The organism is Asticcacaulis biprosthecium C19 (assembly GCF_000204015.1).
GTDB lineage: Bacteria > Pseudomonadota > Alphaproteobacteria > Caulobacterales > Caulobacteraceae > Asticcacaulis > Asticcacaulis biprosthecius.
In genome coordinates this window covers 1,839,338-1,853,864 of sequence record NZ_GL883077.1, presented here as the reverse complement: position 1 = coordinate 1,853,864, position 14,527 = coordinate 1,839,338, and the positions used below count along the sequence as shown (strand labels likewise).

Sequence of the window (14,527 nt, the reverse complement as noted above, 5' to 3'; positions counted from 1 at the left end):
GTTTCACAGCATTGATCTGACCTCGGGCCGAAAGTGACGCGCGTATAATGACGGCCTACCGACGGAATGGCGATCTTGGATAAGCTGAGGCTCATTTGCCTTCCGCTCCGTCTGGCGAAATGACTGCAAGGCTTGCCCTTCCCTAACTGGCTGTGCTCCTGTACAGGCCTGCGCGAAGCCGCGTCATGGCCGTTAGGTCGACGATCCTCCCATTTTCAGTCAGTTAAGTCCCTAATGATCCGCCTCGACAATATCAGCAAGCAGAACGGCCACCAGATCCTGTTTATCGACGCTTCGATGGGCGTTCTGAAAGGCGAGAAGGTGGGCCTGGTTGGCCCCAATGGCGCCGGCAAGACCACGCTCTTCCGCATGATCACCGGCCAGGAGCTGCCCGACGACGGCCAGGTCGCCATCGATGCCGGCATGACCATCGGCTATTTCAGCCAGGATGTCGGCGAAATGTCCGGCCAGAGCGCGGTCGCCGCGGTCATGGATGGCGTCGGACCGGTCAGCGCTTTGGCCGCCGAGATGGCGAAGCTGGAGGCCGCCATGGTCGATCCGGACCAGGCCGACGAGATGGACGCCATCATCGAGCGCTATGGCGAGGTCCAGGAGCGGTTCGAGGAGCTGGACGGCTATGCCCTGGAGGCGCGGGCGCGCGAGGTGCTGGCGGGCTTGAGCTTCAGCCAGGAACGCATGGACGGCGATGTCGGGCTATTGTCCGGCGGGTGGAAGATGCGCGTGGCCTTGGCCCGTATCCTGTTGATGCGGCCCGACGGGATGTTGCTGGACGAACCCAGCAACCACCTGGATCTGGAAAGTCTGATCTGGCTGGAGGCGTTTCTCAAGGACTATGACGGCGCCTTGTTGATGACATCCCACGACCGCGCCTTCATGAACCGCATCATCGGCAAGGTGGTGGAGATCGACGGCGGGTCGTTGATCACCTATTCGGGCGATCTCGATTTTTACGAGCAGCAGCGGGCGCTCAGTGAGAAGCAGCGCCAGGCGCAGTTCGAACGTCAGCAGGCCATGCTGGCCAAGGAAATCAAGTTCATCGAGCGCTTCAAGGCACGCGCCTCGCACGCCGCCCAGGTGCAGAGCCGGGTGAAGAAGCTCGACAAGATCGAACGCGTCGAGGCGCCGCGCCGGCGCCAGTCGGTGCAGTTCGAGTTCCGCACCCCGCCGCGGTCGGGCGACGACGTGTTGAACCTGCGCAATGTCCATAAGAGCTATGGCAACCAGTCAATCTATGCTGGCCTGGATTTCCAGGTGCGCCGCAAGGAGCGCTGGTGTGTGCTGGGGGCCAATGGCGCCGGCAAGTCGACCCTGCTGAAGCTGGCCGCCGGGACGACCGAACCTGACAAGGGGACGGTGACGGTCGGCGCCAGCGTCCGGATGGGCTATTTCGCCCAGCATTCCATGGATCTGCTGGACGGCGAAGAGACGATTTTCGAGTCGCTAGACGGATCCTTCCCCCAGGCCGGTCAGGGCGCCTTGCGGACCCTGGCCGGGTGCTTCGGGTTCTCCGGCGACGATGTCGAAAAGCCGTGCCGGGTCTTGTCCGGCGGCGAGAGGGCGCGTCTGGTGATGGCCAAGATGCTGTTCGATCCGCCGAACCTGCTGGTGCTGGACGAGCCGACCAACCACCTGGACATGGCGACCAAGGAGATGCTGGTCGCGGCGCTGGCTGATTTCGAAGGCACGATGCTGTTCGTGTCGCACGATCGCCATTTCCTGGGGGCGCTGTCGAACCGGGTGCTGGAACTGACACCGGAGGGCGTCCACAGCTATGGTGGCGGTTATACCGAATATGTCGCCCGCACCGGCCAGGAAGCGCCGGGGCTGCATCCGAACGGGTAGGGAGCGCTGAATACGAATGGGGTTTGGGGGTGAGAAGCGAAGGTTTGCCGCATGGCAAAGCTTATGAGATCGACCCGGTGGGTCGATCTCCGCGCCGAACGCCCAGAGCCATGCGGCCCCAAACCCCGTTAGTTGACAGCGATGTCCATCCACACCATCGAGGTTTCCCCGGCCTTCAGGCACTTCAGTCCCGAATTCGGCTGGTTGAACGGATCCGGCATATGGTTCACCGGCTCGACGCAGAAGAAGTCAGGATGGTCCAGCGGCGCAAAGACGTGCAACCACTTGCAGTCCGGTGACGCCCGCAAGCTCAGCACGGTCGTATCGCCTTCCAAAATCTCGGCCCGGCCGCCAAAGCCCGTATAGCAGTGATCGATCGTCACCTCGTGATCGACGATATCGCCCTTCGACCAGTCCTTGCGCAGCACGCCGGCATGCCACGACACCGGCAGACAGTCGTCATCGGCCCGCCAGATCCCCGTCGTCACCGCCCTCAAACGCGTCTGGCGCGTGCGCGGGAAATAGGGATGGAAGCCCAGACCCGCCGGCATGGTGTTGCGCGACAGGTTCTTCACGCTGAGATAGGCCCGCAGGCCCGCAGGCCGCAATTCGTAGACCACCACCGCCTCATAGGCCCACGGCCACTCATCGGCGTCATGCACATAGGACAGCACAGCCCGCGTCGGCGACGCCTCGATCACGCGCCACGGTTGGCGCCAGCCCTGGCCATGCAACGGATGCGGATGGCCATTGCCTAAATTCGGCGTCAGCTTGACCTTCTTGCCCTCAAAGGCAAACTCGCCGTTGCGGATGCGGTTGCAATAGGGGACCAGCGGGAAGCTGGAGGTCATCAGGGCGTCGGTCGTCCCGTCCGCCGTCGGCCGCAGGATATCGCGGCCCTGATGGACAAAACGCCAGAGACTACCCGCGACGTCGGGGCAGATATCCAGCGTGGTTTCGTTGGAGCTTAAGCGCAGCATAGTATTCTCTTTATATCGCTTAAGGGAATGCCGGGCGGCCTGTCACAGGCCGCCCGGATACGCGACTTAGTGCTTCTTCCAGAGGCCTTCGATGGCCTCCAAAGTCTTGCCCTTGGTTTCCGGTACGTACTTCCACACGAACAGAGCCGCCAGGACCGAGCACGCGCCATAGACGTAGAAGGAGAATCCATGGTTGAACAGCGCGATCAGTTGCGAATTTCCGTCCATCATCGGGAAGGTCTGCGACACGATGTAGTTGGCGATCCACTGCGCGGCGACGGCGATCGACATGGCTGCGCCCTTGATCGAGTTCGGGAACATTTCCGACAGCAGAACCCACACGATCGGGCCCCACGACAGCGAGAAACCGGCGATGTAGACGATGGCCGTGACAAGGAAGATCATGCCCTGCTGGTGGGTCTGATAGAGGTAGCCCAGGAAGAACAACGATGCCGCCATAACCACGGCGCCGAGGATCAGCAAAGGCTTGCGGCCCCAGTTGTCGACAGTGAACAGAGCAATGACCGTAAACACCACCATGGCAATGCCCATGATGACAGTTTGCAGCATGGCCGCATCCGTCGCCATCCCGATATTCTTGAACATGCTGGGCGCGTAATACAGAACGGCGTTGATGCCAACAACCTGCTGGAAGACCGACAGAAGTATGCCGACAACGACGACACCGCCGCCGAAAGACAAAAGCTTACCCGAATGATCGACCAGGCTGTCCTTGATTTCCGCCATGGTCGCCTTGGCCGTGTCGGGATCGTTGAGCTCATGCAACAGCTTTTCCGCCTTGGCGTCATGGCCCTTCATGACATACCAGCGCGGGGTGTCGGGCATGAAGAAGGCGGCGACAAGGAACATGGTGGCCGGAATGGCGCACGAAGCCAGCATATAGCGCCAGCCCGAGGCGTGGATCCAGGTATCGTCGCCGCCGCCAGCCTGGGCGATCTTCATATTGACGAAATAGACCAGGGTGATGCCGACGACGATAGCGATCTGTTGCAGCGACACCAACAGTCCCCGATGCTTGGCCGGGGCAATTTCAGCGATATACATCGGAGAAATGAGCGATGCCATCCCGATGGCGACGCCACCGAACATGCGATAGATCATGAAGGGCCAAAGCGCGTCGACGCCCATTCCCCCGATCGGCGCTAGGAAAGTTTCCGGGAAGGCCGACATCACCGACGAGACGAAGAAGAGCGCTGCGGCGACCATCATGCCGAAGCGACGGCCAAACTTGGTGGCAAGCGGCCCGGCAATGGCAGAGCCGATAACGCAGCCCAGAAGCGCGATACCGACGGCCAGACCGTGGAAAAAGTTCTGCTTGGTTTCGTCCCACGCGGTGTTGGGCGTGACAAAATTGTACTTGATCGACGCTTCCGCGCCGGAAATGACGGCCGTATCGTAGCCGAACAGAAGCCCGCCCAGAGCCGCGCCGATGGCGAGCCCCATGACCAGACCCATGTTCACGGTCTTTGTTGTCGAGGACATCCTCTACTCCCTTGAAGTCGGGCGTGCTGCCCGTTCCCTAACCTTGTTCAAGCACCTTTTTTGTGTGGCCTTATCGTTGGGGCGGTACTTGGGCGGACCTTAACTTTTTGCGCAAATTTACGCAAGCGTCGGATACGCAGAACGCTATATTTTAAAAGGATTTGCGCGCCAAATCCCCCAAATTTGGCGCGCATTTATCGTTAATTTTGTTACCGCTACCAGTGACGCGGTGCAACACGTGCAGCGTCAAATCAATGATTGTGTCGCGGCATCTTTTCGGCGATGCGGGTAAACTTAAGGGCGGGCTCCATGACGCCGCCGGTGTGCAGTTGCGAAACCGTACTACGGTAGATCTCCTGCCACGGGGTCATGCTCTCCGGCACCGGCGGCAGGCCCTCTGTCTTGCGCTCGGCGATGACATCGGCCTCGACCAGGGCATCGCAGGCACCCGTATTGAGGTCGATGCGGATCATATCGCCGGTCCGCAGCCACGACAGGCCGCCACCGGCCGCGCTTTCCGGCGAAGCATTCAGGATGGACGGCGAGTCCGACGTACCCGATTGACGGCCGTCACCCAGCGTCGGCAGCGAGGTAATGCCCTTCTTCAGCAGGGCGTCCGGCGGGGTCATGTTGACGACCTCGGCAGAACCCGGCCAGCCGATCGTGCCCGAGCCGCGGATGACCAGAATGGTGTCCTCATCGATGTTCAGTGCCGGATCGTTGATACGGTCGTGGTAATCGGTCGAACCGTCGAACACCACGGCCTTGCACTCAAAGATGTTCTCATGACCCGGACGCGACAGGTAACGCGCGCGGAACTCCTTGGAGATCACCGAGGTCTTCATGATGGCGAAATCGAACAGGTTGCCCTTCAACACCAGGAAACCGGCGCGTTCCATCATCGGTTCGGCGACCGTCTTGATCATCTCGCGGTCTTTCGACGCCTTGCCCTCGATGTTTTCGCCCAGGGTCTTGCCGGTGACGGTGGCGGCCGTGGTGTCGATCAGATTGGCGACGGCCAGTTCGTGCAGGATGGCGGGAACCCCGCCGGCGCGGTGGAAGCGCTCACCCAGATACTTTCCGGCCGGCTGCATGTTGAGGAGCAAGGGGATGTCGTAGGCCGCACGCCAGTCGGCATCGGTGATGTCGACCCCGGCATGGCGGGCCATGGCGGTGATATGCGGCTGAGCATTGGTCGACCCGCCGATGGCGGCGACGGCGGCGATGGCGTTCATGAACGACGCCTTGGTCAGGATCTTGGAGGGCTTCAGGTCCTCATAGGCCATCTCGACGATGCGCACGCCGGTCTCATAGGCCATCTGGCCGCGTTCACGATAGGGCGCTGGAATAGCCGAGCAGCCCGGCAGCGACAGGCCCATGGTCTCGGCGACCGCGTTCATGGTCGAAGCCGTGCCCATGGTGTTGCAGTGACCGGCCGACGGCGCCGAGGCGCAGGCCATGTCGAGGAATTCGTCTTCGGTGATTTCGCCGGCGCCCAGCTTGCGACGGGCGCGCCAGATGACCGTGCCGGAACCGACCAGGTCACCGTCATGCCAGCCGTCCAGCATCGGGCCGCCCGACAAGACGATGGCCGGGATGTCGACGGCGGTGGCGGCCATGATGCCGGCAGGGGTGGTCTTGTCACAGCCCGTGGTCAGGACCACCGCGTCCAGCGGGTAGGCGTGCAGGATCTCGATCAGGGTCATCATCGACAGGTTGCGGTCGATGGCCGCGGTTGGACGGCGGCAGTTTTCGAAGATCGGATGGACCGGAAACTCCATGCAGATGCCGCCGGCGTCGCGGATGCCGTCACGGGTGCGCTTGGCCAGTTCCAGGTGAATTCGGTTACACGGGGCGATGTCGCTGCCCGACTGGGCAAAGCCGATAATCGGGCGGCCTGAGCGCAGCTCCTGCGGGGTAATTCCGTAATTCATGAAGCGTTCGAGATAGAGCGCCGCCATGTCGATATGTCCGGGCGCTTCGAACCATTCCTGCGAGCGGAAACGGCCGTTGGAGGTGGCGGGTTTTCTCGTGGTCATGGTTTTCAATCCTGGAAGAGGTTCTGGGGTTGGCCGGGAATATCGACGTCGAAGCGGAACAGCCCGCCGGCCTGGGGCTGATGTTTGAGATCGTCGGCGCTAAGGCCCTTGGCGGCCGTCGTGGCGTAGACCGTTTTCAGGTCATGACCGCCAAAGGCAATCTTGGTCACATTGGACACCGGGAATTTGACCTGGCGGATCAGACGGCCGTCCGGGGCATAGCCGTTGACGCCCCAGCCGAAGAACAGCCCGACCCAGACATTGCCCTGCGCATCGACCAGCGGGCCATCCATATAGCCCTCGCCATGTTCACCCGTCCTGCCCATAGCGTCCAGGCGGGCGAATTCCCGTTTATTGGAAATATGCCCCTCCCCGTCCAGGTCGAAGGCATAGATGATCTTCTTCAGGGTGTCGTTGTGATAGAGGGTCTTGCCGTCCGGGCTGACCGCCGGGCCATTGGTGATGACATAGTCGTGGTCCATGGCGACCAGGCCGCGGGCATCGTAGCGATAAAGCTTGCCGGTCGGGTTGACCTCGTCGTCGTCCATCGAGCCGAACCACAGCCGGCCATGGTGATCGACAAATCCATCATTGAGCCGATTGGTCGGCAGCCCCGGTTCGACCTGCAAACGGAATTCAAAATGCCCGGTCTTCGGGTCCAGGTCATACAGCCCGGTCTTGCAGCCGACGATGAAACCGCCGGACCTTTTCGGCGCGATAAAGCCGCACGGCGACGGGGCATGAAAGACCTGGTGCGAGCCGATATTGACGTCGTAACGCAGAACCTCGGAGCGTTTGATGTCGACGAACCACAGGGCGTGGTCTCTGGCGCTCCATACCGGGCCTTCGCCCAGGGTACATTTGCGGTCCCAGACACAGATGGGCTGAAAGAGTTCGGCCAACGGAACCTCCGAAAGAAAGATACCCCTCCACCGCTTCGCCGTCCCCCTCCCCACAGGTGGGGAGGAGAAGAAGGGAGTGACTTCCCCTCTCCTCCCCACCTGTGGGGAGGGGGACCGCGAAGCGGTGGAGGGGTACTCTTAACTCAGGCCTACCGCCAGCCGGCGTCGATCCAGTAACCATGGCCGGTGCACAGCGACGCGTCGTCCGAAGCCAGGAACAGCGCCAGAGCGGCGACGTTGGCAGGTTCGATACGGCCTTTCAAGCACTGGGCATCAACGATCTGCTGCTCGCCTTCCGGCGTGTACCACTTCATCTGGCGCGGCGTCTTCACATTGCCGGGAAGGATGGTGGTGACGCGGATATTGTCAGGGCCCAGTTCACGCGCCAGTGCGCGGGTCATGCCTTCGATACCGGCCTTGGCCGTTTCGTACAGGACCAGATCCGGCAGACCCAGGTGCCACGAGATCGAACCGAAGTTGATGATGGCGCCGCCGCCCTTGGCCTTCATGCCCGGCACAACTGCCTTGGCGCAGAACAGCAGGTGCTTCAGGTTGACCGCGATACGGTTGTCGAAATAGGCCTCGGTGACGTCTTCCAGACGGTGACGATCGTCATTGGCGGCGTTGTTGAGCAGGATATCGACCGGACCAATGCCGGCGATCACCTTCTCGACCGCCGGGATATCGGTCAGGTCGCACTTGTGAAACGTGGCCGAACCAGGTTCCAAAGTTGCCGAGACACTGTCGGCCAGATCGATGAAGTGGACGATGGCGCCCTGACGGACGAAGCCGGTGACCAGGCCTGCGCCGATACCGGAGCCTCCGCCGGTGATCAATACCGTGCGGCCCTTGAGACTGGGATAGATGGCTGAGGACATGGTCACGGGTTCTTTCTGTACGAGTACGACGCAAGTTTCGCTTAAGAAGCCAGGGCTTGCGGCCGGGCGGTATTACGGGGTTTCAACAGGCCACGGTCGGCCAGGTTTTGCATCAGGTCGGCGATACCGAAGGTCCAGTGGCGCGCATCCTTGGAGAAGGTAACACGGTTTTCGAGGCAACCCAGCTTGGGCGAGGATACCTTGACCACATCACCGACCTTGTGCGTAAAGCCACGGCCGGGGACATCGCGGTCTTGGGTCGGTGCAAAAAGCGTGCCGAGCATCAGGACGAAGCCGTCGGGATAGTGGTGCTCGCTCATCGCCTGGGCAATCAGATCCAGCGGATCGCGGCTGATCTCACTCATGGTCGAACGACCGACCAGCTCATAGCCTTCCGGCCCGTCGATCTTCAGATCCAGCACCGCCGAACGGACGTCATCGATGGTAAAACCGTCGTCAAACACGCGGATGAAGGGCCCGAGCGCGCACGACGCGTTATTGTCCTTAGCCTTGCCCAGCAGCAGGGCCGAACGGCCTTCGAAGCAGCGCAGATTGACGTCGTTGCCCAGGGTGGCGCCGATGGCGCGACCGTTCGGATCGACGACCATGACAACTTCGGGCTCAGGGTTGTTCCACGTCGAGTCGGAGCGCACGCCAACCTCATCGCCCCATCCAACGCTCGACAGCACCGCCGACTTGGTGAACACTTCGGCGTCAGGGCCGATGGCGACTTCGAGATATTGTGACCACAGGCCGTCGGTGATCAGGGCGGCCTTCAGCTTGGCGGACTCTTCAGAGCCCGGCTTGACCGAACGAATGTCGGAACCGACACGCTCAGCCAGGGCGTCGCGGATGCCCTGGGCCTTGTCGGAATCGCCACGCGCGCGCTCTTCGATCACACGCTCAACGGCCGAGACTGCGAAGGTCACACCGGCTGCCTTCACGACCTGCAGATCGATCGGCGACAGAAGCTGGTTGCCCTTGCGTTCGCCGGCCCAGCTTTTTGCGAAGGTGAAGTCTTCCAGCTTACCCAGCGACAGACCGCCTTCAGGCGCGCCGGTCTGCGGCCATACCTTGAACAGTTGCGACACGGTCGGCGCGACCGCGCACATATCGAAAACCTCGCCGCCCTTGATCAGGATCGGGGTCGGGCCATCAGGGGTATCCAGGCGACCGACGAGGGTCGCGTTCTTCCAGTCCTCGGGCAAAAAAGCCGGGTTCAGAGTGTCAGGCATGTGCAAGTCCCTAAAAGTCTTTGCGGACAAAACCGCGGTCTTCCTCAACCCGTTTTATAGACAGCCCTCTGCCCCGACGCAAACGCGTCGTGGCGGGACCGCTTTGTTAGCGCTAACATATCAGACACGATCCACGCCCTGTCAAGTCAAAGTTAGGATTTGGCGACGTTTTTGTAAAAATGAAATCAGAAAGCGCTTCCAATGATCAGGCCGTCCCAACCGGCGCCGAGGACTGTCGTTCGATCAGAGCGAAATCGCGAATTTCACGCACGGGTTCGAACGGTTTCCCCAGCCGTTTGGCCCGAATCTGGTCGTTCATCAGCCGCACGCTCAGCGCCGCCATGTCGGCGATCGGCTGACGCACCGTGGTCAGCTCGGGCCATACAGAGGAGGCCATGGCGGTATCGTCGAAGCCCACAATGGTGACGTGGTCGGGAACGTCGAGGCCCATACGGTGGACAGTGGCAACCGCGCCGGCGGCCATGTCATCGTTGCTGGCAAAGATGGCCGTCGGACGGTCCTTGCAGTTCAGCATGCGCTCGGCGGCGTCGAAGCCCGAGCGGTAGGTGAAGTAACCCTGCGCTACCAGGGCTGGGTCGACGGTGATGCCGGCCTTCTGCATCGCCGCTTCGAAGCCTTCAAAGCGCGTCTGACTGGCATAGGCATTGGGATGCCCCTTGATGAAGCCGATGCGCTGATGCCCCAGTTCGATGAGTCGCTTCGTCATCGAAAACGCCGCCTTGAAGTCGTCGATCGTAACACAGCAGACCTGCGGATCCGGCCGGGCCATGGCGACGCCAACGAACGGCAGATCCATGTCGCGTAACACCTTCGCCACCCGAGACGAGTCGCTGAGCGGCGGCGACAGGATAACCCCGTCGCAGCCATTGGCCTTCATCTTCTCCAGCGCCGCGGTGGCGCCTTCGGGCCCTTCGCAGGACTCAATCAGCAGCTGCGCGCCACTCTGAGAGCTTTCCGACAGGATACCCACCAGGAATTCGCTCAGAAAGGCGACGGACGGGTTGGAGTACAGCAGGCCGATACGCGCCGAATCCTGGGTCGCCAGAGATCGTGCCGCCAGGTTGGGGGAATAGTTCAGCGCTTCGACCGAGGCCAGGACCTTGGCGCGGGTTTCCTCGCGGACGTTCTTTTCGCCATTGATCACGCGCGACACCGTCATCGGTGACACGCCGACGTGGCGCGCCACATCGTGAATGGTGACGATATTGCCGCCCCGGCGACTGACCTTGCGCGCCAACCTGTTTACATCCCTTGTTCAACTGGGCGCGATTCATCATGCCGCGCCTTATGGTTCCGAACATCTATAGGACGCAAACCCTGGCTTGGCAAATGGGTTGATAGCGGTCACACTCCGTTCGCTGATAAAATCCGTTTGGCGGGCAAAACGCCAAAGGGGCAGTTGTCATACAAAAAGCACTTGAATTATAGGTCATTGTTTGCCGTTATCGCCGCCAGGATTTAAGTAAAGGGTGCTGTCATGCCGTTACCGTTCCGCGCCTCCGCAGCCGTCCTGGCCGTTCTGACTTTCACCGTCTTGCCCGGGACCGTTCATGCGGCGGAGCCACCGCGGTTCGCCGGCGTCTTTGGCGACCATGCCGTCCTGCAGCGCGACGCGGCGGTCAAGGTTTGGGGCACCGCCGTGCCAGGTTCGGCCGTCACTGTCACCTTCAACGGCGCCAAAGCCACCGCTACCGCCAACGCTGCCGGAAAATGGGCGTCCCAACTTCCGCCGACAAAGGCGGGCGGCCCCTATAGCCTGGCCGTCTCGGACGGCATTGCGACCACGACGCTGAATGACATCCTGGTCGGCGACGTCTATCTGTGTTCCGGCCAGTCGAACATGGAGTTCACCGTCCGCTATACCACCAATGCCGGCGCCGAGCTGAACACCAGCAACGATAAACTGCGCTTTATTACCCTCGACCGCGTCGCGGCCGTCACGCCGCAATCTGAGCTCAGCAAAGCGACACCGTGGCAGGTGGTCTCGCCGCAAACCGTCGGCGACGCCTCGGCCGTCTGTTATTTCATGAGCAAGTCGCTGGCGAAGACGGAGAATGTCCCCGTCGGCATGATCCATGCCTCGTGGGGCGGCACCTTTATCCAGGCCTGGATGAGCCAGGAGGGCCTGAGCACGGTCTCCAGCTATCGCCCGGGCCTCGACGCTCTGAACCTCTATGCCAGCGACCGCGCCGCCGCCCAGACCCAATGGGCCGCCGCCACCCAGGACGCCTGGAAGGCGACCGAGGACGACCTGGCCACCAAGCTGCAATGGATCGACCCCAAGTTCCGTGACAACGACTGGAAGACCATCGTCCCTGACGTCATCTGGGAGAGCTCGCCAGATCCGGATCTGGCGAGCTTCGACGGCATCGTCTGGTACCGGACGACCGTCAACGTCACAAAGGCCCAGGCGGCACAGGCGGCGCGCCTGAGCCTGGGGCCCATCGACGATGTCGACATTACCTGGGTCAATGGCGTGAAGGCCGGCACCACCTATGGCTGGAACGCGCCGCGCGAATATGACCTGCAGGCCGGCACCCTGAAGGCCGGGCGAAACACCATCGTCGTGCGCGTTACCGATACCGGCGGCGGCGGCGGCCTGTACGGCAAGACCGCTGATAAGAAGATCCGTTTCGCCGACGGCAGCACGGTCGCCCTGCCCAATGTCTGGCGTTACAAGATTTCCGGCCCCATTCGCCCCGGCGCCAAGGTCGAGGGTGAACCCTGGGCGGTGCCCAACGGCCTGACCACCCTTTACAACGCCATGATCGCGCCGGTCGCGCCCTATACCCTCAAGGGCGTGGCCTGGTATCAGGGCGAGGCCAATGTCGATTCACCGGTTGAATACCAGACCCTGATGACGGCCTGGATGGCCGACTGGCGCCAGAAGTTCGACAACCCCACCCTGCCCTTCCTGATCGTGCAACTGGCCGACTATGGCCCGGTCGCGTCCCAGCCGGTCAATTCCGGCTGGGCGCGGCTGCGGGACTCGCAACGCCGGGCCGTCAAGGCGGATCCTCACGCCGGCCTGGCCATCAGCCTCGACGTCGGCGACCGCTTCGACATCCACCCGACCCAGAAGACCGTGGTCGGCGACCGTCTGGCCCGCGTCGCCCAGAGCGTCGTCTACGGCAAATCCGCCACCCCATCAGGCCCTGAGCCGGTCAGCGTTACCCCCATGGTCGACGACCTGATCGTCACCTTCAAGAACACCAACGGCGGTCTGGTCACCTATTCCGGCGCCACCGCCCTGGGTTTCGAAGCCTGTACCGAAACCGACTGCACCTTCGTCTCAGCCACACCCGACGGCGACCGCGTCATTCTGCAGGGCGCCAATCGCGTCGGCGTGGTCAAGGTGCGCTACGCTTGGGCCGACAGCCCCTATGTCAACCTGTACAGCAAGGACGACCTGCCCGCGGGTCCTTTTGAGTTAAGAATTGGTGAAATGGAGAACAACCCGTGAAACTGTCCCGTCGTAATCTGTTGACCGCGGCGCCCGCAGTCGCCGCGCTCCCCACCGTAACTCATGCTGCCGCCGCCCCCTACAAAGCGACCTGGGAGTCACTGGGCTCAGCCTACCAGACCCCGGACTGGTTCCGCGACGCCAAGCTGGGCCTGTGGGCGCATTGGGGGCCGCAGTGTATCCCGGAATGCGGCGACTGGTACGGCCGCCAGATGTATATCCAGGGCAACTTCTATTACGAACACCATACCAAAACCTACGGCCACCCGGCTCAGTTCGGCTTCATGGAGTTCCTCAAGGACTGGAAGGCCGAGAAGTTCGATCCCGATGGCCTTATCGGCCTCTATAAATCGGTCGGTGCCAAATACTTCGTCGCCATGGCCAACCACCATGACAATTTCGATCTCTATGACTCGAAATACCAGAACTGGAACTCGGTCAATATAGGCCCCAAGCGCGACATCTGCGGCGACTTCGCCGCCGCCGCGCGCAAACACGGCCTGAAGTTCGGCCTATCCAACCACGCCGCCCACGCCTGGCACTGGTGGCAAACGGCCTATGGCTATGACGCCGAAGGTCCGGTCAAGGGCTTGCGCTACGACGCCGCCCGCCTGACCAAGGCCGACGGCAAGGGCAAGTGGTGGGACGGCTACGATCCGCAGGAATTGTACACCGGCCGCTTCGGCGACATGCCGCCACCCGACGGCATCAACTCGATCAAGGCCATGCAGGACCACATCAACACCACCTCGGGTCAGTGGCTGGAGACCGTACCGCCCAACGGCGCCTACTATGCCAAAAAGTGGCTGCTGCGCCAGAACGACATGATCGACAAGTACCGGCCGGATTTGGTCTATTTCGATAACTATGGCCTGCCGTTGGAACAATATGGCCTCGACGCCACGGCCTACTACTACAACCAGGCGGTCAAGTGGCACGGCACGGCCAACGTCATCGCCACGGGCAAGAAGCTGGATGACACCCAGCGCAAGGCGATCACCGAAGACATCGAGCGCGGCTATTCCGACCGCTTGCGCGACAATGTCTGGCAGACCTGCACCTGCATCGGCAACTGGCACTACGACCGCGGGCTGTATGAGCGCAACGGTTACAAGAGCGCCAAAAACGTCATCCAGCGTCTGGTCGATATTGTGTCGAAAAACGGCAACATGCTTCTGTCGATCCCGGTGCGCGGCAACGGCGAAATCGACGAAAAGGAAGTCGCCATCCTGGGTGAAATGAAGGCCTGGCTGGACGTCAATGGCGAGGCCATCTTCGCCACCCGCCCCTACACCGTTTTCGGCGAAGGCCCGTTCAAGGTGGTCGAAGGCCATATGAACGAGGCGGAAGCCAAGCCGTTTACGCACGAAGACATCCGCTACACCACCAAGGCAGGGGCTTTGTATGCCCTGCCGCTGGAATGGCCGACCAGCGGCTATGTCACCTTGATCAGCCTCGCCGAGGGTTCACCCCTGCGCAAGGGTTCGGTCGAGCGGGTCGAACTGCTGGGCCACGGCCAGCCGCTGACGTTCGAACTGGGCATGGACGGTCTGACGGTAAAGCTGCCGGACGCCCGCCCGGCCTTCTCGCCGGCGCTGAAGATCATGGGAACGGGGCTGGTTTAACAAAACTGTCGCATTTCA

Annotated in this window: 10 protein-coding genes; 3 read left to right on the top strand and 7 right to left on the bottom strand. The window is 61.8% G+C overall.

Translation table 11 applies throughout. The annotated features are described in order from the left end of the window. The first annotated feature begins 234 nt into the window (after window positions 1-234). The gene (locus tag ABI_RS08610; protein ID WP_006272532.1) at window positions 235-1,863 is read left to right on the top strand and encodes an ABC-F family ATP-binding cassette domain-containing protein; all 1,629 of its coding nucleotides are present in this window, start codon (window positions 235-237) and stop codon (window positions 1,861-1,863) included. Window positions 1,864-1,991: 128 nt separating this feature from the next. On the opposite strand, the gene ABI_RS08605 is transcribed toward ABI_RS08610, so the two are convergent. The 7 genes from ABI_RS08605 to ABI_RS08575 all read right to left on the bottom strand — a co-directional run bounded on the left by ABI_RS08605 (window position 1,992) and on the right by ABI_RS08575 (window position 10,658). Further along, complete coding sequence (locus ABI_RS08605) at window positions 1,992-2,843, bottom strand: aldose 1-epimerase (protein ID WP_006272531.1); 852 nt, start codon at window positions 2,841-2,843, stop codon at window positions 1,992-1,994. A 66-nt stretch (window positions 2,844-2,909) separates the two neighbouring features. Then, window positions 2,910-4,346 (bottom strand): D-xylose transporter XylE, encoded by a 1,437-nt coding sequence (gene xylE, locus ABI_RS08600; protein WP_006272530.1) that lies wholly within the window; start codon window positions 4,344-4,346, stop codon window positions 2,910-2,912. Between the two features lie 251 nt (window positions 4,347-4,597). Beyond that, complete coding sequence (locus tag ABI_RS08595; protein ID WP_006272529.1) at window positions 4,598-6,385, bottom strand: IlvD/Edd family dehydratase; 1,788 nt, start codon at window positions 6,383-6,385, stop codon at window positions 4,598-4,600. A gap of 5 nt (window positions 6,386-6,390) precedes the next feature. Next, window positions 6,391-7,287, bottom strand: a complete 897-nt coding sequence (locus tag ABI_RS08590) for an SMP-30/gluconolactonase/LRE family protein (RefSeq protein ID WP_006272528.1) — start codon at window positions 7,285-7,287, stop codon at window positions 6,391-6,393. Window positions 7,288-7,436: 149 nt separating this feature from the next. Next, entirely contained in the window at window positions 7,437-8,165 is a 729-nt protein-coding gene (xylB, locus tag ABI_RS08585; RefSeq protein ID WP_006272527.1) for a D-xylose 1-dehydrogenase, read from the bottom strand. Window positions 8,166-8,206: 41 nt separating this feature from the next. Further along, window positions 8,207-9,400: a fumarylacetoacetate hydrolase family protein gene (locus tag ABI_RS08580; RefSeq protein ID WP_006272526.1), complete on the bottom strand. Its 1,194-nt coding sequence runs from the start codon at window positions 9,398-9,400 to the stop codon at window positions 8,207-8,209. A 205-nt stretch (window positions 9,401-9,605) separates the two neighbouring features. Continuing rightward, window positions 9,606-10,658, bottom strand: a complete 1,053-nt coding sequence (locus tag ABI_RS08575; RefSeq protein WP_006272525.1) for a LacI family DNA-binding transcriptional regulator — start codon at window positions 10,656-10,658, stop codon at window positions 9,606-9,608. Window positions 10,659-10,898: 240 nt separating this feature from the next. On the opposite strand from ABI_RS08575, the gene ABI_RS08570 reads away from it, so the two are divergent. Together ABI_RS08570 and ABI_RS08565 are read left to right on the top strand one after the other, a co-directional pair. Next, window positions 10,899-12,884, top strand: a complete 1,986-nt coding sequence (locus tag ABI_RS08570) for a sialate O-acetylesterase (RefSeq protein WP_006272524.1) — start codon at window positions 10,899-10,901, stop codon at window positions 12,882-12,884. Beyond that, a complete protein-coding gene (locus tag ABI_RS08565; RefSeq protein WP_006272523.1) occupies window positions 12,881-14,509 on the top strand; it encodes an alpha-L-fucosidase in 1,629 nt (542 codons plus the stop codon). The genes ABI_RS08570 and ABI_RS08565 overlap by 4 nt, the downstream gene beginning before the upstream one ends. Window positions 14,510-14,527 lie beyond the last annotated feature (18 nt).

Bases quoted from the DNA above. Each gene is read 5' to 3' on its own strand.
- ABI_RS08610 (WP_006272532.1), top strand. From the start codon at position 235: ATGATCCGCCTCGACAATATCAGCAAGCAGAACGGCCACCAGATCCTG.
- ABI_RS08605 (WP_006272531.1), bottom strand. From the start codon at position 2,843: ATGCTGCGCTTAAGCTCCAACGAAACCACGCTGGATATCTGCCCCGAC.
- xylE (WP_006272530.1), bottom strand. From the start codon at position 4,346: ATGTCCTCGACAACAAAGACCGTGAACATGGGTCTGGTCATGGGGCTC.
- ABI_RS08595 (WP_006272529.1), bottom strand. From the start codon at position 6,385: ATGACCACGAGAAAACCCGCCACCTCCAACGGCCGTTTCCGCTCGCAG.
- xylB (WP_006272527.1), bottom strand. From the start codon at position 8,165: ATGTCCTCAGCCATCTATCCCAGTCTCAAGGGCCGCACGGTATTGATC.
- ABI_RS08580 (WP_006272526.1), bottom strand. From the start codon at position 9,400: ATGCCTGACACTCTGAACCCGGCTTTTTTGCCCGAGGACTGGAAGAAC.
- ABI_RS08570 (WP_006272524.1), top strand. From the start codon at position 10,899: ATGCCGTTACCGTTCCGCGCCTCCGCAGCCGTCCTGGCCGTTCTGACT.